At 71.1% G+C, this 20,432-nt stretch carries 19 protein-coding genes; 9 read left to right on the forward strand and 10 right to left on the reverse strand.

Annotated elements, in window-relative coordinates; genetic code table 11:
• Positions 1–17 precede the first annotated feature (17 nt).
• On the reverse strand, positions 18–494 hold the full coding sequence (locus tag OXR63_RS02050; RefSeq protein WP_267419714.1) for a MarR family winged helix-turn-helix transcriptional regulator: 477 nt from the start codon (positions 492–494) through the stop codon (positions 18–20).
• Positions 495–556: 62 nt separating this feature from the next.
• Here OXR63_RS02050 and OXR63_RS02055 point away from each other — a divergent pair, with 62 nt between their 5' ends.
• Complete coding sequence (locus tag OXR63_RS02055; protein WP_267419715.1) at positions 557–1,459, forward strand: alpha/beta hydrolase; 903 nt, start codon at positions 557–559, stop codon at positions 1,457–1,459.
• Positions 1,460–1,585: 126 nt separating this feature from the next.
• Here OXR63_RS02055 and OXR63_RS02060 read toward each other — a convergent pair whose 3' ends face one another.
• Positions 1,586–3,718 (reverse strand): Ig-like domain repeat protein, encoded by a 2,133-nt coding sequence (locus OXR63_RS02060; RefSeq protein ID WP_267419716.1) that lies wholly within the window; start codon positions 3,716–3,718, stop codon positions 1,586–1,588.
• A 118-nt stretch (positions 3,719–3,836) separates the two neighbouring features.
• Positions 3,837–5,057, reverse strand: a complete 1,221-nt coding sequence (locus tag OXR63_RS02065; RefSeq protein ID WP_267419717.1) for a HupE/UreJ family protein — start codon at positions 5,055–5,057, stop codon at positions 3,837–3,839.
• Positions 5,058–5,281: 224 nt separating this feature from the next.
• On the opposite strand from OXR63_RS02065, the gene OXR63_RS02070 reads away from it, so the two are divergent.
• Together OXR63_RS02070 and OXR63_RS02075 are read left to right on the forward strand one after the other, a co-directional pair.
• The gene (locus tag OXR63_RS02070; RefSeq protein WP_267419718.1) at positions 5,282–5,998 is read left to right on the forward strand and encodes a hypothetical protein; all 717 of its coding nucleotides are present in this window, start codon (positions 5,282–5,284) and stop codon (positions 5,996–5,998) included.
• Between the two features lie 171 nt (positions 5,999–6,169).
• Positions 6,170–6,520, forward strand: a complete 351-nt coding sequence (locus OXR63_RS02075; RefSeq protein WP_267419719.1) for a hypothetical protein — start codon at positions 6,170–6,172, stop codon at positions 6,518–6,520.
• A gap of 701 nt (positions 6,521–7,221) precedes the next feature.
• Here OXR63_RS02075 and OXR63_RS02080 read toward each other — a convergent pair.
• Positions 7,222–8,697 carry an MFS transporter gene (locus OXR63_RS02080; RefSeq protein ID WP_267419720.1) on the reverse strand — a complete coding sequence of 492 codons (1,476 nt, stop codon included), beginning with the start codon at positions 8,695–8,697 and terminating at the stop codon, positions 7,222–7,224.
• Between the two features lie 109 nt (positions 8,698–8,806).
• On the opposite strand from OXR63_RS02080, the gene OXR63_RS02085 reads away from it, so the two are divergent.
• From OXR63_RS02085 to OXR63_RS02095, 3 genes are all read left to right on the forward strand, one after another.
• Positions 8,807–9,376, forward strand: coding sequence for a TetR/AcrR family transcriptional regulator (locus OXR63_RS02085; protein ID WP_267419721.1), 570 nt, complete (start codon positions 8,807–8,809; stop codon positions 9,374–9,376).
• Between the two features lie 135 nt (positions 9,377–9,511).
• Positions 9,512–10,225, forward strand: coding sequence for a GAF and ANTAR domain-containing protein (locus OXR63_RS02090; RefSeq protein WP_267419722.1), 714 nt, complete (start codon positions 9,512–9,514; stop codon positions 10,223–10,225).
• Between the two features lie 81 nt (positions 10,226–10,306).
• On the forward strand, positions 10,307–11,374 hold the full coding sequence (locus OXR63_RS02095; RefSeq protein ID WP_267419724.1) for a fatty acid desaturase family protein: 1,068 nt from the start codon (positions 10,307–10,309) through the stop codon (positions 11,372–11,374).
• A gap of 61 nt (positions 11,375–11,435) precedes the next feature.
• On the opposite strand, the gene OXR63_RS02100 is transcribed toward OXR63_RS02095, so the two are convergent.
• The 3 genes from OXR63_RS02100 to OXR63_RS02110 all read right to left on the reverse strand — a co-directional run bounded on the left by OXR63_RS02100 (position 11,436) and on the right by OXR63_RS02110 (position 13,258).
• Complete coding sequence (locus tag OXR63_RS02100; RefSeq protein WP_267419725.1) at positions 11,436–12,203, reverse strand: hypothetical protein; 768 nt, start codon at positions 12,201–12,203, stop codon at positions 11,436–11,438.
• The gene (locus tag OXR63_RS02105; RefSeq protein WP_267419726.1) at positions 12,193–12,699 is read right to left on the reverse strand and encodes an RNA polymerase sigma factor; all 507 of its coding nucleotides are present in this window, start codon (positions 12,697–12,699) and stop codon (positions 12,193–12,195) included. The genes OXR63_RS02100 and OXR63_RS02105 overlap by 11 nt, the downstream gene beginning before the upstream one ends.
• Before the next feature lie 76 nt (positions 12,700–12,775).
• Positions 12,776–13,258 carry an ATP-dependent zinc protease family protein gene (locus OXR63_RS02110; RefSeq protein ID WP_267419727.1) on the reverse strand — a complete coding sequence of 161 codons (483 nt, stop codon included), beginning with the start codon at positions 13,256–13,258 and terminating at the stop codon, positions 12,776–12,778.
• Positions 13,259–13,412: 154 nt separating this feature from the next.
• Here OXR63_RS02110 and rimK point away from each other — a divergent pair, with 154 nt between their 5' ends.
• A complete protein-coding gene (gene rimK / locus OXR63_RS02115) occupies positions 13,413–14,603 on the forward strand; it encodes a 30S ribosomal protein S6--L-glutamate ligase (RefSeq protein WP_194628379.1) in 1,191 nt (396 codons plus the stop codon).
• Between the two features lie 10 nt (positions 14,604–14,613).
• On the opposite strand, the gene OXR63_RS02120 is transcribed toward rimK, so the two are convergent.
• Both OXR63_RS02120 and OXR63_RS02125 read right to left on the reverse strand, forming a co-directional pair.
• Complete coding sequence (locus tag OXR63_RS02120) at positions 14,614–15,453, reverse strand: hypothetical protein (protein ID WP_267419729.1); 840 nt, start codon at positions 15,451–15,453, stop codon at positions 14,614–14,616.
• Complete coding sequence (locus OXR63_RS02125; RefSeq protein ID WP_267419731.1) at positions 15,443–15,982, reverse strand: RNA polymerase sigma factor; 540 nt, start codon at positions 15,980–15,982, stop codon at positions 15,443–15,445. The genes OXR63_RS02120 and OXR63_RS02125 overlap by 11 nt, the downstream gene beginning before the upstream one ends.
• Positions 15,983–16,105: 123 nt before the next feature.
• On the opposite strand from OXR63_RS02125, the gene OXR63_RS02130 reads away from it, so the two are divergent.
• A complete protein-coding gene (locus OXR63_RS02130; protein WP_267419733.1) occupies positions 16,106–17,098 on the forward strand; it encodes a nitronate monooxygenase in 993 nt (330 codons plus the stop codon).
• Between the two features lie 187 nt (positions 17,099–17,285).
• On the forward strand, positions 17,286–19,004 hold the full coding sequence (gene pgi, locus OXR63_RS02135) for a glucose-6-phosphate isomerase (RefSeq protein ID WP_267419734.1): 1,719 nt from the start codon (positions 17,286–17,288) through the stop codon (positions 19,002–19,004).
• A gap of 389 nt (positions 19,005–19,393) precedes the next feature.
• On the opposite strand, the gene OXR63_RS02140 is transcribed toward pgi, so the two are convergent.
• Complete coding sequence (locus tag OXR63_RS02140; RefSeq protein ID WP_267419735.1) at positions 19,394–20,326, reverse strand: LysM domain-containing protein; 933 nt, start codon at positions 20,324–20,326, stop codon at positions 19,394–19,396.
• Positions 20,327–20,432 lie beyond the last annotated feature (106 nt).

The following is a 20,432-nucleotide window of genomic DNA, read 5'->3' on the forward strand; positions in this document are numbered from 1 at the left end:
GCAGTCGGGCCGCGGCCTCAGCCGACGGGCAGACCGATGCGGTCACGTTCCAACGAGGAGCGCAGGGCTGCCAGTGCTGCGCGTGCCACGTCGAACTCGCCCGACGGCACCGCTGCGCGGACGAGGTCGTCGAGGGAGTCCGCGAACGTGGCCTCCGCTTCCTCGACGAGTCGCAGGCCGGACGGCGTGAGACTCACGAGCGACGAACGCCCGTCTGCCGGGTTCGGGTGGCGACGGACCCAGCCGTTGCGCTCGAGCCGGTCGATCCCCTTGCTGATCGCACCGACCCCGGCTGCGAAGTAGTTCGCCGTGTCCGCGACGCGGGAGCCCGGGTTCCTGCGGAAGTACCGGAGGAACTCGAACTGGGTGGTGACGACGCCGTGTCGGTCGCGGAGGCGTTCGTTCACCGCGTTGTAGAGGCGGGTCTCGACCCGCACCAGGTCGTCGAAGAACTGGCTCAGGTCGCTGTCGCTGGGTGCCCCGTTGGTTGCCACGGCATGTAGTCTACCCACTACATGCCGCGGCATCGAGTTGCGACGATCGCCAGGGAGACCACATGAGCAAGGAACAGCGTCGAGCGCTCGACGCACAGCTGGGTCACGCACCGCAGCCCGACGGGCCGGTCCCGGTCGAGCAGATGCGAGCCGGGTTCGCGCACTTCATGGGCACCTTCGCCGTGCCCGACGGTGTGACACGGTCCACGGCACGACTCGGAGGACGTCCGGCGGTCGAGGTCGACCCGGATGCCGACCCCCGACCCGGCACCATCCTGTACTTCCACGGTGGGTCCTTTTCCCTCGGTTCACCGGAGACCGCGATGGCGTTGACGGCACACCTCGTCGAACGCACCGGGGTCCGAGCCGTCTCGCTGGACTACCGGCTGGCGCCAGAGCACCCGTTCCCCGCGGCGATCGAGGACTGCGTCGCCGCGTACCGGGAGCTGCTCGACGGCGGTCTCCCTGCCGACCAGGTCGTGTTCGCCGGGGACTCGGCAGGGGGCGGGCTCACGGTCACGACCACGCTCGCTGCTCGGGACGCCGGCCTGCCGATGCCCGCCGCGATCGTCGCGTTCTCCGCGGGCCTCGACCACACCCGCTCCGGAGCGTCGATCCACACCAAGGACGGCATCGACCCGTTGTTCTCGCCGTCGGGACTGCGCCGCACCGGCGACTTCTACCTCGCAGGACAGGACCCGGAGCAGCCGCTGCTGGCCCCTGCCGTGCTGGCCGACCTGACCGGGTTCCCTCCGATGCTGCTGCAGGTCGGGACGAACGAACTCCTGCTCGACGACTCCGTGCGGTTGGCCGACCGTGCACGCGAGGCCGGCGTGGACGTCGTCCTCGACGTCGTCGCCGACGTGCCGCACGTGTTCCCCGCGTTCGTCGGGCTGCTCGACGAGGCCGACGAGGCGATCGAGCGGGCTGCGTTGTTCATCACGCAACGCCTCAGGAGACGGTGAGCACGGAGCGGACGGGAGGCGCGGTGCGGGCGGGCACCGAGCCTCCCGTCCGTCACGTGGTCGCGTCCCGGAACGGCGGAAGGCCCCGCGACCGAGGTCGCGGGGCCTTCTTGTCAGCGAGTCAGCTCACTTGACCGTCGTGGTGAGGGTCGGGCTGGTGCTGCCGGCGATGATCGTGTTCCCGCTGAAGACGGCGCGCAGGTCGTGCGAGCCCTTCTTCAGCGTGAACCGGGTCGCGGCCACGTTGCGGCTGACCTGCACGGTCTTGATGTGCTTGGTGCCGTCGTAGATCCGCACCTCACCGTTCACCACGATGCCGCGCGAGGTGACCCGCACGTCCGCCCGGGTGCCGGAGTAGGTGAGCGCCGTCGCCGACGCGGCCTTGTCGACCGTGACGGTGGCCGGACGGGTCGTCGCCGAGTTCCCGCCCGAGTAGGTCGAGTCGCTCGTGAACGACGCCGTGATGCTGTGCGTGCCGACCTTGAGCGTCTTCGGCAGCGCGAACGTCGCCGTGCTCTTGGCCACCGGAGCGGTGCCGAGCGCCTTGCCGGCCTCCGAGAAGGTGACGGTGCCGCTCTTGTCGCCGACGCCGCCGCCGATCGTCGCGGTGACGGTGACCGGCTTGGTCGTGCCGTACGCCTGCTTCGGGGCGGAGAGCGCGAGCGTGGTGGTGGTCGCCGGCAGGGTCGCCTTGAGCGTGAACTGGTCCACGTTCGAGCCGATGGGTGCCGGGTCAGCCGAGGCGGTCGGCTTCAGCGTGACGCCGCAGTCGTCGACCTTGCCGTGCTGGACGGCCGAGTTGAGCGTGGTGCAGTCGCTGGCGCGGACCGTGGTGACGGCGAGGTTGTCGTCCGTGACGCCGACCTTGACGTAGGTGCGGACGTGCTCCTGGTTCTCGACCGAGTTGGCGAAGTGGCGCTTGCCGGTCGGGTCGAGCGGGTCCGCTCCGTAGCCGCCCTGGGTGGAGTCCGGGGTGGTCAGGTCGTAGTACTTCGAGCCCGACGCCGAGTTCGCGGTCAGGTAGATGACGCCACCGGGGCCGGCGAAGACCTCGTCAGCGCCCGGCTGCTCGGCCGGGTTGGCCTTCTTGCCGTTCTTGATCGCGTAGCTGCGCGAGTACGAGTGGTCGTGGCCCTGCAGGACGATGTCGACGCCCATGTCGGAGAACGCACGCGTGAAGTCGAACCGGCGCTGCTGGTTGTCCTTGTCGTTCGCGTGGTCGGCCGGCGAGTAGATCGAGTGGTGGTAGACCAGCGCGGTCCACTTGGCGTCGTCACCGTGGCGGGTGATCACGTCGCGGACGTAGTTCACGTGCGCTGCGTCCGAGCCGCCCGCGTAGGCGTTCGAGTTGATGTCGATGAACAGGACGCCCTTGTACATGTACCAGTAGTCGCCGCCCGAGTTCGTGGTGGTGTTGCCGGCCGGGTAGAAGTCCGGCACCTTGAGCGAGTTCGGCAGCTGGTTGTGCTGCTCGTACGACTTGCCGCCGACGTCGTGGTTGCCGATGGTGGAGGCCCACGGGTAGCGCTTCAGCACGTCGCTGCTGTCGGCGAACGCGCCCCACTGGTACTCGTTGTTGGCGTTCTCGACCTGGTCGCCGCCGGAGACGAGGAGCTCGGCGTTCTTCTCCTTGGTCGTGGCGTACTTCAGGGTGTCGGCCCAGCCGGCACCGTCGTCGTCGACGAAGCCCGACGACCCGATCTGCGGGTCACCGAAGAACAGGAAGTCGAAGTCGCCGCTGAAGCTCTTCGTGGAGAACGTGTACGGGGTGGACCAGGCGGAACCGTCCGCGGCACCGACGTGGTACGTGTACGTCGTGTCCGGCTCGAGGCCGTCGATGACCGCGTGCGCGTTGACGTAGCCGGCCTCGTTGGCGATGCCCGGGATCGTCTTCGTGCTGCTGTCGACGGTGCTGCTGTCGGCCGCCGTGTTCGCGGTCGCCGAGGCAGGGATGGTCGTCTTCGCGTCGGTGAAGACGCCGCCGGTCATCGAGTCGGTCTTCTGGATCTCGACCGACTGGGCGACGTTGGTCGGGAAGTACCAGGACGCGATGCGCTGGCTCTCGGTCGCGCCGACGCCGAGCAGGATGTGGATCGGGGTGCCGGTGGAGATGTTCGTGGTCGGCGTGATCGCGGCTGCGGTGGCCGAGCTGGTGCCCATGAAGGAGGCACCCGCGAGGAGCGCGGCCCCGAGGACTGCGCCGCCGACGCGGAGGGTGGTGGATCTGCGCCGGGTGCTGGCGCCAGACAGGAGACTCATGGAGGGTCCGTTCTCGTGGACAGGGGTGTGACGTGCACGGAAGACTCTGCATTCGCCTGGCAACGCCTTGGTGAACGCTGTGTGTCCATCCGTTCCGGGTTGGAAGGTGTTCAGCAGGTCAGCCCGCTGCGAGGCGCTCCACGAACCAGATCATCCCCATCACGAACACCCCGGCGGTCACGATCCCGGTGACCCAGAGCGACGCCCGGTGGGCCTTCCGGCGCAGCAGCGACAGCGGCGGGAACACGATGACGATGATCGCGAGCTGCACGGCCTCGATGCCGACGTTGAAGATGAGCAACGACACGAGCAGCTGCCAGGAGAACGCCTCGTGGATGCCGAGTGCCCCGGCGAACCCGAGCCCGTGGATGAGCCCGAACGCGAACACGACCGCCAGCCGCGTCCACCCGGCGCGGTCCAGGGCGAACCGGCCACCGTCGGGCACGATCAGCTCGTCCGCGTGGGACCGCCGCCGGAACAGCCGCCAGAGGTACCAGCCGGCGACGGCCGCGATCGACAGGGCGATGAGCGGCTCCACCACGATCGACGGCGGGCTGACGACCCCGAGCGCCGCCAGGATGAACGTGATCGAGTGGGCGATCGTGAACGCCGACGCGGTGAACACGACCTCGCGCAGGCGGCGTGACCCCGCGATGAGCGCGACGAGGAACAGGATGTGGTCGATCCCGGTCAGCAGGTGCTCGGCGCCGAGCTGGAAGAACTCCCAGAACCGGGCGCCGGCGGACTGCTCGGTCGAGAACGAGGGCCGGTCGGCGTCGAGCGTCGCGGAGCCCTCCTGTGAGTCCACGGCGTAGGTGACGATCGTCTTGGTGTCCTTGACGAACGTCTCGGAGTCCGGGAACAGCTTCGAGGTGACGACGTGCCCGGCGACCGTGTGCGCGGCGGACGTGGGGCAGCGGAAGTCGGCGACGACCTCGGCGTACGGCACCTCGTCCTGCATGTCGACGTGCATCGGCTGCTGCAGGGTGCCCCGGCACTCGCGGCCCCCGGAGGTCACGGAGAACCGGTCGAGGACGTAGTCGGCCATGGTGTCCCGGTGCTGCTCGGCGACCCGGGTCATGGCGGGGAAGTCACCGTCGTCCCACGCTGCCTGGCCCTGCCGGTAGAACGCGTCCGCGTGCTCACTCGTGCCGACGGAGACGAGCATCAGGTCGTACTCCAGCCCCAGCCGTGCCTGCACGACCCCGGAGCCCTTCGAGGTCACGTGGGCGTACACGACCGAGCTGAAGCCGTGCGCGGACGCGGGTGCGGCACCGCCGACCAGCGCGACCAGGACGGTGCTGAGCAGGACGAGCGCGGCGAGCACCGTGGCGGCCACGCGGCCCAGGACTGCGGTGGTGTGGGGGGAGCGGCGAGGGGACGCCGTACGGGGGGTTCCGGGGATCACCGGCCAGACGATCTCCACCCCTGGCGACCGGCAGGGAAACAGCAGGTGACCAGCAGCTGGACAGCGTTCGGACAGGTGCCCATGACGGACGATGCGGCGCCCGGGCCGTGGTTCCATGGTCGCGATCCGCCCGCCGAACGCCCTTGGAGCCCTCCGTGACCAGCCTCGTCTCCCGCACGACGTCCCTGCTGGCGGCCGTCGCGGTGCTCGGTGCCGGGGCCCTGCTCCTCGCCGGGTGCTCGTCCGCGTCCGAGGGCACGGAGCCCCACGCGACCGCCACCGCGGGCACGCTCGACGCCGGGTTCTGGGACGCGAGCCACCCGCCGGCGCCCGAGTCCACCGTCAGCCCGTCGCCCGGTTCGTGGAACGGCGTGCACCCGCCCGCGGGGTACCGCGTCGTCCTCCTGTCCGCGGGGGACGTCGACGCCGACGGCGACGGCGAGACCGCCTCGTCCGTCCCGACGCAGGCGCTGATCGGAGCCGTCGACGCCTGGGCCGACACCGAGGGCGTCACCCTCACCCGGGTCCAGCCCCGGGGGAGCCAGAACGTGCTCGACGCCGTCGCCACCGCGGTCGGGAAGCACCCGGACCTGGTCATCAGCGTCGGGAACGACATGGTCGACCCGATCGCCGCGATGTCCCCGAGTGCGCTGCACCAGCAGTTCCTGGTGCTCGGGGCCGAGATCGCCGAGCCCACGTCGAACGTCACCGCTGCCGACTGGACCGGCGCCGGCTACCGCGGTGAGGGACTCGGCACCGCGAGCCACCACGACCCCGCGACCTTCACCGAGGAGCGCGCCGGACGGGCACTCCGCGCGGGAGTCGCCGCCGTGCTGCACGGCTTCAACGGCACCGTCGTCTGGGTCGCGTGAGCCCCCACCACCGTTCCGTGGACAGCGACCACCGTTCTGCGGACACTCGCGGACGGGCTGCGGTGCACCGGACGTATCCTGACGACGGAAGCAACGACGATTCCGGCCGAGCCTCGCACGGTCCGAACCGACGTGTCCGGGCGCGAGACGCAACCTCCTGACCCGAGCGACATGACAGAACACATCATCGAGTACGTCGCCCGTGACCGAACGGGCATCACCGCCGTCATCACCACGACCGGCGTCATCGACGTGGACACCGTGATCCACAACATCAGTTCAGGGCACTCCGGCTACGTCGTCCGCGCGGGCGAGTGGCGCCGTGCCCCCGTCCGCAGCCTCTCCGTGCTGGGCGGTGCCTACCTCTTCGCGAACTGGGACGGCTCCAAGCGCAACAACCTGCACGACGTCGCGTTCCAGGCGCCGACCCGTCCGGCTCGTGCCCAGGGGTCCGGCGGGTTCGTCGCCGCGCTGACGACGGCGCTCGCGATCGTGTTCGGCCGGGACCGCCGCAGCGCCTGACCGCCCCGGTCCGGTCGCCCGCGGCAGCCCGTCTCGGCTCCGCTCGGCAGACCGGTTCCCGATCCGCGCCGTGACGGATCTGGTCGGCTCGCCCCGCGTTCCCCCGACCGGATCCGTCATCGCGCCGTCCCGGTTGCCCCGCCTCGTCTCGGCTCCGCTCGGCAGACCGGTTCCCGATCCGCGCGCTGACGGATCTGGTCGGCTCGCCCCGCGTTCCCCCCGACCGGATCCGTCATCGCCCCGAGCGGACGCCCGCCGCCTGTCGCGCGTGCTCCTGAGCGCCCCGCCCCCCGTACCGGGCGCGGTCCCGCGGCCGGTGCGAGGTTGACCACCCGGTGCGCCGGATCAACCTCGCACCGAGTGGCCAACCTCGCACCATGACGCGCGACTGCGTCCCCGTTCGCAGCGCCGGACGGGAGGCTCGGGCCGGCCCCGCCACGAGCCTCCCGTCCTCGTGCGCCGAGCGGTCACAACGCCCCGCTCGCGTCCGCCGAGCGGTCACTGGCTGTCGCGTGCGCCTCGCGCGCCTCGCACCGTGCGCGGTCCCGCGGCTGGTGCGAGGTTGACCACCCCGTGCGCCGGATCAACCTCGCACCGAGTGGCCAACTTCGCACCGGGACGCGCGACCGCGCCAGCGCGACGCGCGACGCGCGACCGCGACCGCGCCAGCGCGCCAGCGCGACGCGCGCCCGCGCCTGCGCCTACCGCGTGACGCCGTCGAGGTCGTCGACCCCGGCGGCAAGCGCCGCGGCGCGGCGCGCGCGCATCGACGGCGCCGCGACGGCCGCGAGGACCGCCAGCACGGCCACCCCGGTGCACGCCCAGAAGCCGATCGTGAAGGCGTCGTCGGTGGGGAGCCCCTGCGCGGTGCTGTGCGAGGTGATCAGCGCGGCGATGACGGCGGTGCCGACGCTCGAGCCGATCGTCCGGACGACGGTGTTGGCGCTGATGGCCTCGCCGGTCTGGTTCGCGGGGACGCTCTCGATGATGGCGTTCGAGCACGCGGCCAGGGCCAGGCCGATGCCGATGCCGGTGAAGACGCCGGAGACGACGACCTGCCAGAGCTCACCGTGCGCGATCGCGGGCAGCAGGAACGCGATGACGATCGAGATCCCGCCGAGCAGCATCGGCGGCTTCGGCCCGATGCGACGCACCAGGATGCCGGCGATCGGTCCGGCGATGACCATCATGACGACGGTCGGCAGCAGGAACAGCCCGGCCTGGGTGACGTCCTTGCCGAAGCCGTAGCCCAGCGCGCTCGGCAGCTGCAGCAGGGTCGGGACGAGCACGAACGTGCCGAACATCGCGAAGCCGAACACCAGGGCGACGAGGTGTGCGGTCCACACACCGCGCACGGCGAAGAGCCGGACGTCGATGAGCGGCTCGGCGACGCGGAGCTCGACGAGCACGAACGCGACGAGTGCCACGGCACCGAGGGCCAGCAGCCCGACGGTCTTGGCGTCGCCCCAGCCCCAGGTCTCGCCCTCGCTGACGGCGAGCAGGATCGACACCAGGGACACCGCGAGCACGCCCGTGCCGAGCATGTCCAGGCGGCCGGGCTTGCGGACCGGGGACTCCGGCATGCCGAACACGGCGCCGAGCAGCGCGATCACGACGAGCACGGCGGGCAGCCAGAACAGCCAGTGCCACGACAGGTGCTCGACGATCGGGCCCGCGGCGACGATGCCGACGCCGGCGCCGATGCCGAAGATCGCGGAGAGCAGGCCGATGGTGACGCTGACCTTCTCCTTCGGGAGCTCGTCGCGGACGATGCCGATCGAGAGCGGCATCACGGCTCCGGCTGCACCCTGCAGGGCACGGCCGACGATGAGGGTGCCGAGGTTCGGTGCGAGTGCGGCGAGCACGGCCCCGACGAGCAGGATCGTCAGCACCACGATGAGCACCTTGCGCTTGCCGATCATGTCCCCGAGACGACCGAGGATCGGCGTGAGCACCGACGCCGACAGCAGGTACGCCGTGAGCACCCAGCTCGTGGCGCTCGTGGAGGCGCCGAGGTCCTTGCCGATCGTCGACAGCGCCGGAGCGACGAGGGACTGCAGGACCGCGAACGACAGGCCGCCGAGCGACAGGTAGACGATGATCGCCGTGCTGTTCGGACGACGGCCGTCCGTGGTCGGGTGCGAGCCGGTTCGGGGGCTCGCCATGGTCTCGGTCATCGTGCTCCGTCTGGTCGATGTAAACAGTTGCTGACTCGATGAGGGTACGCGGATCCACGCCGATGTCAACAACTGCTTACATCCTCGCTCCGACCGCTACGCTTCGACCATGAGCAAGGACGCCACGGCCACCCGGCTGCTCCTCGTGCAGGCCGCCCGGCGCCGGTTCGCGTTCGACGGCTACCGCGCCACGACCGTGCGCGACATCGCCGCGGACGCCGGGGTCAACGTCGCGCTGATCAACCGCTACTTCATGTCGAAGGAGGGGCTGTTCCGCGCCTGCCTCGACCGTGCCGTGCGGGACCTCGACCCGGGGGAGGACGCCACCGGGCACCTGGACCGAGCCCTCCGCGGGCTCATCGGACACGTGCTCCGCTCGCCCACCAACGAGGACTCGATGCAGCTCATGCTGCTCCTGCGGACCTCGGGCGACGAGGGCGTCGACACGATCCGCCGCGAGACCCTCCGTCGCTACGCCGAGCGCCTGGCCGGAGCGGTCGGGGACCAGGTCACCGAGGACCTGCTCATCCGCGCCGAGATCGCGCTCTCGGTCGTGCTCGGCATGACGATGCTGCGGGCCGCGACGCGGGTCGAGCCGCTCGCCTCCGCCTCGGAGGACGCCGTCGCCGGACCGCTGGACGACGCGCTGCGCGCGCTCCTGACCGGACCCACTGCCTGACGGGAGGCCCGTGGCGGGGCCCACACGAGCCTCCCGTCCGGTGGTCAGCACCGCACTCGCTGTCGGTCCGGCCCACCGGGACCGAGTACCGTCCAGCATGGACCGTCCGACGCCGACCGCCAGGGAGCACGCATCGTGGCAACCACCCGCGAGCACCGCCTCGTCGACACGTTCGTCGCCCTGACGGACACCCTCGTCGACGACTACGACGTCGTCGACCTGCTGCAGACCCTCGTCGACCGCGCCGTCGAGATCTTCGACGCCTCGGCCGCGGGGATCCTGCTGTTGAACCAGGACCGCGAACTCGAGGTGCTCGCCTCGACCAGCGAACGGTCGAGCTTCGTCGGCCTGCTCCAGCTCAACGCCGGCGACGGCCCCTGCATCGAGTGCTTCACGACCGGCGAACCCGTGTCTGCCGAGGACCCGGTCGAGATGCGCCGCCGCTGGCCGGTGTTCGCCGCAGCGTCTGCCGAGGCCGGCTTCTCCTCCGTGCACGCGATCCCGATGCGGCTGCGTGACACCGTGCTCGGGTCCCTCAACCTGTTCCGCGAGGACGAGGGAGCGCTCAGCCCCGACGACGCCCTCGCCGCCCAGGCCCTCACCGACGTCGCGACGATCAGCATCCTGCAGCAGCGGACACTCGAGCACGCGAGCATCGCCCAGGCGCAGCTGCAGCGCGCCCTCGACAGCCGCGTCGTCATCGAGCAGGCCAAGGGCTTCGTCGCCCACACCCACCACGTCGACATGCAGACGGCGTTCGCGATGCTCCGGCAGTACGCGCGGGCCAACCGCGAACCGCTCGTCGACGTCGCCCGCGCGGTCACGGAACGCCGCTTGACGCTGTCCTGACGGACGGGGCTCCCGCTCCACTACGATCTGGAGCAGTGGCCCCGGACCCCGGCTGCGGTACCGCCCGACCGGAGGACCCTCATGAGCGAGATCATCACGACCGGACCACGTCCCGGCACCAGCGGCACGTCCAGCTACACGGCGTTGCTCGCCAGGATCAAGGACGAGGGCCTGCTCGGTCGCCGCACCGGCTGGTACTGGGGACTCATCGTCGTCCTCGTCGCCCTGCTCGCGCTCGCCGGAGCCGCGTTCGCCGTGCTCGGCGACTCGTGGTGGCAGCTCGTCATCGCCGGCGTGCTCGGTCTGCTGTTCACCCAGTTCGCCTTCCTGGCCCACGAGGCCGCGCACCGCCAGGTGTTCGCCTCGCACACCTGGAACGACCGCGCCGCCCGCTACGGCGGCACGCTCCTGACCGGGATCAGCTACGCCTGGTGGACCGGCAAGCACACCCGGCACCACGCCAACCCGAACACGGTCGGCAAGGACCCGGACATCTCCTTCGACGCGATCTCCTTCCGCCCCGAGGACGCCGCCAGCCGCACCGGCTTCCTGCGCGTGCTCGTCCGGGTGCAGGGCTGGGCGTTCTTCCCGATGTTGCTCATCGAGGGCGTCAACCTGCACTGGCAGTCGATCCGCACCTACACGAGCCGCGGTCCGGTCAAGGGCCGATGGTCCGAGGCCTCGGTGTTCGCGGTCCGCTTCGCGCTCTACCTCGGCGTCGTCTTCTGGTTCCTGCCGCTCGGCATGGCGTTCGCGTTCCTCGGCGTGCAGCTCGCCGTGTTCGGCTTCTGCATGGGCATCGCCTTCGCGCCGAACCACAAGGGCATGCCGATCATCGAGCCCGGTCGCCGCGTGGACTTCTTCTCGCGCCAGGTGCTGACCTCCCGCGACATCACCGGCGGGCGCTGGGTCGAGTACTTCATGGGCGGCCTCAACCACCAGGTCGAGCACCACCTGTTCCCGAACATGGCCCGACCGAACCTGCGGGCCGCGCGGGTCATCGTGCGCGACTACTGCGGGACGCAGGGCGTGCCGTTCACCGAGACGACGCTCGTGCAGTCGTACGCGATCGTCGTGCGCTACCTCAACGAGGTCGGGCTGGCGGCGGCGGACCCGTTCGCGTGCCCGATGGTCGAGCGGCTGCGCTGAGCGCTCGCATCGTCGACGGGCGGGAAGCGCCCCCCAATGGCCGCTTCCCGCCCGTCGCCCGCTATCCCCAGATCTGCTGCTCGACGGCGCCGAGCAGGTTGGTCGTGGGGAAGTTCGTCTGGCCGATCTCGAACCACGTCGTGCCGCGGAGGTACCACGTGGCCGTGGTGTCGACCGGGTACGGGTCCGCTGGCCGCGTCTGCGTGCAGACACGCGCTGCACCGCGGTCGGTGCACGCGTAGCCCTGTCCGACGAGGGTGGCCTCGTAGGCGCTGACCTGCTCCGCCGTCCCCGTGCCGACGTCGATCGACAGGCCGGACACGTCGGCCCGGGGATCGCGCCACACGCACGACAGGCTCGTCGTGAGCGGAGCAGGGCCGGCGCGCAGGTGTGCCGTGCCGGAGGGGTCCTGGAGCGGGGTCCCTCCGAAGAGCCGTGCCGCCTCCGACGGGGCGACGAGCCCCGTGCAGTCCGACGGGATCGTGGCCACGACCGGAGTCGGCGTCGCGGTGGGTGTCCGTGTCGGGGTGGGGTCGGGTGTGTCCTCGACCGGTGCCGCGGCGGGGGTGCTCGGCGCTGCCGGTTCCGTCGGGCTGGGCGTGGAGGCCGGTGCTGGTGCGGCGGCGAACGGCTGCGGGATCATCCCGAGGGCGACACCACCACCGGTCGCACCGAGGCCGAGGAGCGCGATCACGCCGATGACGATCCCGGCACGACGGCCACGTCGGCGGGGCGCCGGGCGGCGTTCCTCCGCGCGGTCGAGCACGCTCTGCTTCATCGTGACGAGCATGCGCTGCAGGTCGTCTCCGGTGGGGGGCTCAGTGTTCATCGTGCATCACCGCCTTCTCCTGTCGGGGTCGGGACGTCCGTTTGGTGACCGGCTGTGCGCGCAGGCCGAGCAGCCGGGCGGCTTCGGCGTAGGAGTGCCCGTCGACCAGGCACAGTTCCACGAGCCGCTGGTCGATCGGTGCCAGGGCCGCGATCTCGTCGCGCACCCAGCGCAGGCCGTCGGCGTCCGACGGTGACGACGGCTGGCCCTCGTGTTCGGCGGACCGGGGTGCCTGGCTCCTGGCATGGTCTCGGCACACGGCCAGCAGCCACGGCAGCAGTGCGCTGGTGACCAGGCCGGTCGTGGGGGCTTGCTGCCACAGGGTGAGGAACGTGTCCTGCACCAGGGCTTCGACGTGGTCTGGGCTGTCGGCCTGTGCCCATGCGGAGCGGGTCAGGGTCGGCGCGAAGCGGTCGAACGCGTCGGCCAGTGCCGCGCGGTCCCCGCTCGCGAGCCGACGCATCAGTGCTGCGTCGGTGCTGGTGTCGTCATCCACGGTTGCCCCCTCTCACTACAGAAGTGTCGAGAGCGATGCGATCCTGACACCACCTGTCAGATTCGTGCGCGGAGGGTCAGACGCGTCCGCGGTTGCGGCGGCGGATCTCCTTCGGAGCCCGGCCGGCCTGGAACGACCGCGCGGGGTCGACGACGAAGCCCTGCCGCAGTGCCTCGCGGCCGATGAGCATCCGGAAGCCCATCTGGTCGCGGTTGCTCAGCGTGACCTCGGCCTCCACCGTGCGGCCGGCGAGCTCGATCGCGGTCAGGACGACGATGCGCTCCTGTGCGTGACCGGACGAGCTCCGGACGACGCGGCGGTCGTGGACGTCGCACTCGACGGTCGCCTGGTCCGCGTCGGAGTCCTGCCACGGGTGCACCGAGAACCGCACGCGGTCGCCCGGCAGCTCCTCGAGGTCGAACGCGTGCAGCGCCGATGTCCGTGCGCCCGTGTCGAGCTTCACCTTGATCCACGGGATGTCGAGGTCCGGCAGGGCGGCCCACTCGCGCCAGCCCGACACGATCGGCGTGCGCCGCGTGGGCTTCGGGTCGTCGGCCATGCGCCCATCCTGTCAGGGCGGCACCCGCTGTGCGGCTCTCGTGGCCGACGGCACGCCCGCCGCCTCGATCGTGGCCGACGGCACGCGCGCGAGGCGGTTCGTCTGCCAGCATGGAGCGTCGCCGTCGCCACCCCCGAACCCGCGGAGCCTCCCGATGAAACTCGCCATCCTCTCGCGCGCCCCGCAGGCGTACTCGACGCAGCGACTCCGCGCGGCGGCACTGGACCGCGGCCACGAGGTCAAGGTGCTGAACACCCTGCGCTTCGCGATCGACCTGACCGGGGACGCGCCCGACCTGCAGTACCGCGGCAAGCTGCTGTCCGACTACGACGCCGTCCTGCCGCGCATCGGCAACTCGATCACGTACTACGGCACGGCGGTGGTCCGACAGTTCGAGCAGATGGACGTCTACACGCCGAACACCGCCAACGGCATCACGAACTCGCGGGACAAGCTCCGGGCGAACCAGATCCTGTCGCGGCACGACATCGGCATGCCCGCGACGACGTTCGTCGCCGGTCGGGCCGACGTCCGCGGGGCGATCGAGCGGGTCGGGGGAGCACCCGTCGTCATCAAGCTCCTCGAGGGCACCCAGGGCATCGGCGTGATCCTGGCGCCCGAGGCGAAGGTCGCCGAGTCGATCGTCGAGACGCTGCACTCGACGAAGCAGAACGTGCTGATCCAGCGCTTCATCGCGGAGAGCCGCGGGAAGGACATCCGCGCACTCGTCGTCGGCGACCGGGTCGTGGCCGCCATGCGCCGGAGCGCGAGCGGCGACGAGTTCCGCTCGAACGTGCACCGCGGCGGCACCGTGGAGCAGGTCACCCTGACGCCGGAGTACGAAGAGGCAGCGGTCCGCTCCGCGCAGATCATGGGGCTCCGCGTCGCCGGCGTGGACATGCTCGAGGGCAACGACGGCCCCCTGGTGATGGAGGTCAACTCGTCACCGGGGCTGGAGGGCATCGAGCGCGCCACCGGCCTCGACATCGCCGGGGCCGTCATCGACTTCATCGCGAACCAGGTCGCGTTCCCGGAGATCGACGTCCGTCAGCGCCTGTCGGTCTCGACCGGCTACGGCGTCGCAGAGCTCCTCGTGCACACGAACGCGGACCTGGTCGGCAAGACGATCCACGAGTCGGGCCTCGGTGACCGCGACATCACCGTGCTCACGCTCCACCGTGGCTCGACGGTTATCCCGAACCCCCGTGGCACGGTCACCCTCGAACCGGGCGACCGGCTGCTCTGCTTCGGCAAGCTCGAGGAGATGCGCTCGATGATCCCCGAGCGCCGCAAGCGCCGCGCGAAGCTCCGCAAGCTCCCGAAGGAGCACCTGCCGGAGAGCTGACCCGAGGGTCTCAGTCGCACGACACCTGCGCGTTCGCCCCGATCTCGACGGACTCCACGTGCACTCCGTCGGCACTCAGCTTCAACCACGCCGGACCGGATCCGGTGTCGATCTGCCACGACGTCCCCGCGTTCTGCGCCTGGGGGGTCTCGTAGTAGTTGCTACGGGCTGTGTCCTCGGTGGCGCCAGGGTAGGCGGCACGCAGTTCGTCGAGCGTCGATCCGACGCCGATCCCCTTGCTGGTGGTCGGACCGATCCGCTCCAGGGCCGGGTCCGCGCGCGGGACGCTCAGGTCCACGCCGATGACCTTGCCGCCCTGCGACCAGACGAGCAGGCCCGGGGCGCCGTCTCGTGCCCAGCCACTCCCGAACTCGTCGGAGCAGACGTCAGCATCAGCGTCACGGCGCCAGGCCGTCTCGAGGTCGTCCGTCTCGCCTGCCGTCGGCCCGCCGATCGCCACCGGACCCATCTCGGTGCCGGAGATGGTCCACGTCGACGGGTCGTCGAGCGTGAAGGCGCCCTTCGTCGGGGTCGCCGAGGCCGATGGCGTCGGGTCGGGTGTCTCCTCGACGGGTGCGGCCGCGGGGGTGCTGGGTGCTGCCGGCTCGGTGGGGCTGGGGGAGGTGGCGGGTGCGGGTGCTGCGGTGAAGGGCTGCGGGATCATGCCGAGGGCAACGCCGCCGCTGGTGGCGCCGAGGCCGAGGAGTGCGATGACGCCGATGACGATCCCGGTGCGCCGGCCACGGCGCCGGGGTGCCGGCGTTCGGTCCTCGGCGCGGTCGAGCACGGACTGTTTCATCGTGACGAGCATGCGGTGCAGGTCGTCTCCGGTGGGGGGCTCAGTGTTCATCGTGCATCACCGCCTTCTTCAGTCGGGCTCGGGATCGGGAGACGCGTTGGGTGACGGCGCCGATGCTGAGGCCGAGGATCTGTGCGGCTTCGGCGTAGGAGTGGCCTTCGAGGAGGCAGAGTTCGCAGATGCGTCGGTCGATGGGTGCCAGGGCTGCGATCTCGTCGCGGACCCAGCGGAGGCGTTCGCGGGCCTCGTCGGCGTCTGCACGGGCTGGCAGCTCGGACGGCAGTTCGTCGCCGGTGTTCTTGGCGAGGCGTCGGGTCTGGTTGCGGGCGTGGTTGCGGCAGACGACGAGGAGCCAGGGCAGGAGTGCGCTGGTGGCGAGGTCGATGGTGGCGGCTTTCTGCCAGAGCGTGAGGAAGGTGTCCTGCACGAGTTCTTCGACGTCTTGTCGGCGTTCTGCCTGTGCCCATGCGTAGCGGGTCAGGGTGGGTGCGAAGCGGTCGAACGCGTCGGCGAGTGCTGTGCGGTCCCCGTCCGCGAGTCGACGCGTCAGTGTTGCGTCGGCTTGGGTGTCGTCATCCACGGTTGCCCCCTCTCACTCAAGAAGTGTCGGACACGGCCCGATCCTGACGAGCCGTCACACCCCTCGGCGTGTCGCACGGGTGCGCCAGTGCAGGAGCACGGTGCCCCAGTGCAGGATCAAGGGGTGAACCAACTCCCCGAGGTCCTCCGGTCACCCCTGCACGTCGCACCGATGGCGGGCGGGCCGTCGACGCCGGCGCTCGTGATCGCCGCGGCCCGGTCCGGCCAGTTCGCCTCCCTGGCCGGCGGGTACCGCACCGTTGAGGAGCTCGCGGCCGAGATCGCCGAGGTCCGCACGCGCACCGACCGCTTCGGCGTCAACGTGTTCGCGCCGAACCCGGTCCCGATCAGCGACGCCGACTACGACCGGTACCGCGCGTCCCTCGGCGCCCCCGATTTGCCCGACAAGCGCGAGGACGACGACGCCTGGGCGGACAAGCTCGCGCTGCTCCTCGACGACCCGGTGCCCGTCGTCTCCTTCACGTTCGGGCTGCCGTCGGCCCAGACCGTCGCGGACCTCCGCAGGCGGGGCACGGTGACGGTCCAGTCGGTCACCAACCCGGTCGACGCCGCTGCCGCAGCCGAGCGGGGGATCGACGTGCTGGTCGTGCAGGGCGAGGCAGCCGGCGGACACTCCGCGGTCCTCGACCCCGAGCAGTCGCCCGTGTGGGAACCCCTGCCCGACCTGGTGCGCGCCGTCCTGGCACGGGTCGACCTGCCCGTGGTCGCCGCCGGTGGCATCGGCGGCGCTGACGACGTCGAGGCCGTCCGCCTCGCTGGTGCGTCCGCCGCGATGGTCGGCACGCTCGTCCTCCGCACCGACGAGGCGGGCACCGGAGCCACCCACCGCGAGGCCCTCGTCGACCCCGTCTTCGACCGCACCGCGCTCACCCGCGCCTTCACCGGACGACCGGCACGCGCACTCGTCAACCGCTTCGTCCGCGAGCACGAGGACGCACCGCTCGGCTACCCGGCGCTGCACCACCTGACCCGGCCCATCCGCACGGCCGCCGCCGCCGAGGGCGACGCGCACGCGCTGCACCTGTGGGCCGGCCGGTCCTGGCGGGCCGCGTCGGACGGTCCGTTGGCGGACACCCTGGAGGCCCTGCTCACGTGACCCGCGCCGGTCACCTGCTCCGAGCCTCCCGTCCGTCGCCCCGTCCCTGTGGACCGGCGAGCCGTTGTCCACAGGGCAGCCGGGCTGTGCGCGCGCCCGTGCCCGGCGCACTACGCTCGGATGCGGCCCGCGTCGCAGCGTTGCGGTGGTCCGCGGACCACTCAGTTCTGGCGTTCAGGAGGACCCCGTGACCGAATCCACACCCGTGGACCCCACGACGACCGAAGGCTGGAAGACGCTCGCCGGCATCGCCGACGGCTTCTCCCCGGACCTGCGAGGGTGGTTCGACACCGACCCCGGCCGTGCCGAGTCGTACACCTTCCAGGCCGGTGACCTCACCGTCGACCTGTCGAAGGGCCTCGTGACGAAGGAGATCCTCGACGCGCTCCTGCAGCTCGCCGAGGACACCGGCGTCGCCGAGCGCTACCAGGCGATGATCTCCGGCGAGCACATCAACGTGACCGAGGACCGCGCCGTCCTGCACACCGCGCTGCGCCGTCCCGCGACGGGTGAGCTCGTCCCCGCGAAGCCGTTCGTCGTCGACGGCCAGGACGTCGACGCCGACGTCCACGCCACGCTCGACAAGGTCTACGCGTTCGCCGAGCAGGTCCGCTCGGGCGCGTGGAAGGGCGTCACCGGCAAGCGCATCGAGACCGTCGTGAACATCGGCATCGGTGGCTCGGACCTCGGCCCGGTCATGGTGTACGAAGCCCTCAAGCCCTACGTGCAGGCCGGCATCGAAGCCCGTTTCGTGTCGAACATCGACCCGACCGACATCTACGAGAAGACGGCGGACCTCGACCCCGAGACCACGCTGTTCATCGTCGCGTCGAAGACCTTCGGCACCCTCGAGACCCTGACGAACGCCCGCCTGGCACGCCAGTGGCTGTGGGAGCGGCTCGAGCTGACGGACGCGTCGGACGACGACAAGACCGCCGCGGTGGCCAAGCACTTCGTCGCCGTCTCCACCGCGCTCGACAAGGTCGCCGCGTTCGGCATCGACCCCGAGAACGCGTTCGGCTTCTGGGACTGGGTGGGCGGCCGCTACTCCGTCGACTCGGCCATCGGCACCTCGGTGATCGTCGCCATCGGCAAGGAGAACTGGCAGGACTTCCTCGCCGGGTTCCACACCATCGACGAGCACATGCGCACCACCCCGCTCGCGTCGAACGTCCCCGTCCTCATGGGCCTGCTCAACGTCTGGTACTCGAACTTCCTCGGCGCCCAGAGCCACGCGGTCCTGCCGTACACGCAGTACCTGCACCGCTTCGCCGCGTACCTGCAGCAGCTCACGATGGAGTCGAACGGCAAGCGCGTCCGCTGGGACGGCACCCCCGTCACGACGGACACCGGAGAGGTCTTCTGGGGCGAGCCCGGCACGAACGGCCAGCACGCGTTCTACCAGCTCATCCACCAGGGCACGCGCCTGATCCCGGCCGACTTCATCGCCGTCGCCAACCCGGCCCGTCCGCTCAAGGACGAGACCGGCGACGGCAAGGCGGTCGAGCCCGGCCAGGACGTCCACAACCTGTTCCTCGCGAACTTCTTCGCGCAGACCAAGGCGCTGGCGTTCGGCAAGACGGCCGACGAGGTCCGTGCCGAGGGCACCACCGACGAGTCGATCATCGCCGCCCGCACCTTCACCGGGAACAAGCCGTCGACGTCGATCCTGGCGCCGGCCCTCACCCCGAGCGTCGTCGGTCAGCTCATCGCCCTGTACGAGCACATCGTCTTCACCGAGGGCACCATCTGGGGCATCGACTCCTTCGACCAGTGGGGTGTGGAGCTCGGCAAGCAGCTGGCGCTCCAGATCGCCCCCGCGGTCGACGGCGACCAGTCGGTCCTCGAGACCCAGGACTCCTCGACCAAGGCGCTCATCGCCAAGTACCTGGAGCTCCGCAAGTAGCACCCGGTGCACCCGACACCCCGTCGCCCTCGGGCGGCGGGGTGTCGTCGTGTCCAGGGGTGCGCGGCGGCCGCGGGCGCGTGCGGTCGGGGCTGAGATCGCACTCCGTGTCGGGTCCCGGCGCGCGGAGGCGACACGAACTGCGATCTCACGGGGTCCCGTGGCCGGCTCCGGCCGGACGGGAGGCTCGGGGCGGGTCCGGCACCGAGCCTCCCGTCCGCGAGTGGTCACGACACACCGCCTGCGGTGCGTCGAGTGGTCGCGCCCCGTCGTGCGCGCGGCGCCCGACCGAACGCGCTGAGATCGCACTTCGTGTCGCGTCCCGAGGCGCGGAGGCGACACGAAGTGCGATCTCACCGGGTGCGGGTCCGGGACGGGAGCGCCCGAGGTCAGCGGCGGAGCGGGTCGAGGTTCATCGTCGTGCCTTCGTACAGGTACTGCTGGTCGCCGAACACCGTCAGCGACGGGTTCAGCCAGACGAGGTCCTCCACGGACAGCCCGAACCGCGCGGCCACGTCACCGACGAGGTCGTCCGGAGCGACGACGTAGGACGCCGGTGCCCCGCTGGCGGTCGTCGACGGCACCGTGCCCGTGGCGTTGGCCGCGGCGCCGTGGTCCGACGGGTGGACGTTGGTCGTCCTGGCCGGGACCGACCAGGACAGCGGCGTCACGGCGAGCACCTTGCCCGGCCCGATCTCGATCGGCACCGCGGCGTCGGAGGTCGCGGACGAGTACGTCACCAGCGCGCCGAGGAACGACGGGTCGTGTCCCGCCTGCGCCATCGGCACGGAGACGGTCGGACCGGGGGTGGTCGTCCCCCCGCCGAGCAGGTGGTCGCCGTCACCGGTGTGGCTCATGCCGTCGCCGACCGCCGGTGTGACGCGGAGGAAGGACGCCGACACCGGGACAGGCAGCGTCGAGGTGAAGCCCGAGTACTGCACGGCGAACCGGTCGTCCTGGTCGGCCACCACCCGGAAGTGGAAGTGCACGCTGCCCTTCGGCGACGCGACGTCCCCCTCGCTGACGACGGTGCCGGGCGGGATCGACGACATGGTCGGTGCTGGGCGCGGTGCCTCGGTCGGGGCAGCCGTCGGTGGTCGAGGCGATGCGGACTCCCGGAGCAGGTCGGCTTCGGTCTGTCCGGCCGCGTCGGTGTCGGCGGTCGCACTCGGTGTCGGTGAGGGTGTCGGCGTTGCGCTGGATGACCGCGACGGAGCCGGCAGCGCGTCCTGACCGCCCCGCAGCAGCGAGCACCCACCCACGATCGTGGTGAGTGCGAGTGCCGCCGCGACGGCCGCGATCCTGGTGGTCCTGGTGTGCACGTTCCCCCCTCGTCCGGGATCGTAGCGGACCTCGAGGTGGCGCCGGCGGGCGATCCGGACACTGCATCGGAGGACACATCGGGTCGTTCCGGAACGCCGGAACGCG

Origin of the sequence: Curtobacterium sp. GC_Cur_3, assembly GCF_026544205.1 — a bacterium.
In the GTDB taxonomy this organism is placed as follows: domain Bacteria; phylum Actinomycetota; class Actinomycetes; order Actinomycetales; family Microbacteriaceae; genus Curtobacterium.

What these genes read in the sequence shown, in the direction of transcription:
- OXR63_RS02055 (WP_267419715.1), top strand. Translation starts at nt 557, where the DNA reads ATGAGCAAGGAACAGCGTCGAGCGCTCGACGCACAGCTGGGTCACGCA.
- OXR63_RS02060 (WP_267419716.1), bottom strand. Translation starts at nt 3,718, where the DNA reads ATGAGTCTCCTGTCTGGCGCCAGCACCCGGCGCAGATCCACCACCCTC.
- OXR63_RS02075 (WP_267419719.1), top strand. Translation starts at nt 6,170, where the DNA reads ATGACAGAACACATCATCGAGTACGTCGCCCGTGACCGAACGGGCATC.
- OXR63_RS02080 (WP_267419720.1), bottom strand. Translation starts at nt 8,697, where the DNA reads ATGACCGAGACCATGGCGAGCCCCCGAACCGGCTCGCACCCGACCACG.
- OXR63_RS02085 (WP_267419721.1), top strand. Translation starts at nt 8,807, where the DNA reads ATGAGCAAGGACGCCACGGCCACCCGGCTGCTCCTCGTGCAGGCCGCC.
- OXR63_RS02095 (WP_267419724.1), top strand. Translation starts at nt 10,307, where the DNA reads ATGAGCGAGATCATCACGACCGGACCACGTCCCGGCACCAGCGGCACG.
- OXR63_RS02100 (WP_267419725.1), bottom strand. Translation starts at nt 12,203, where the DNA reads ATGAACACTGAGCCCCCCACCGGAGACGACCTGCAGCGCATGCTCGTC.
- OXR63_RS02110 (WP_267419727.1), bottom strand. Translation starts at nt 13,258, where the DNA reads ATGGCCGACGACCCGAAGCCCACGCGGCGCACGCCGATCGTGTCGGGC.
- rimK (WP_194628379.1), top strand. Translation starts at nt 13,413, where the DNA reads ATGAAACTCGCCATCCTCTCGCGCGCCCCGCAGGCGTACTCGACGCAG.
- OXR63_RS02120 (WP_267419729.1), bottom strand. Translation starts at nt 15,453, where the DNA reads ATGAACACTGAGCCCCCCACCGGAGACGACCTGCACCGCATGCTCGTC.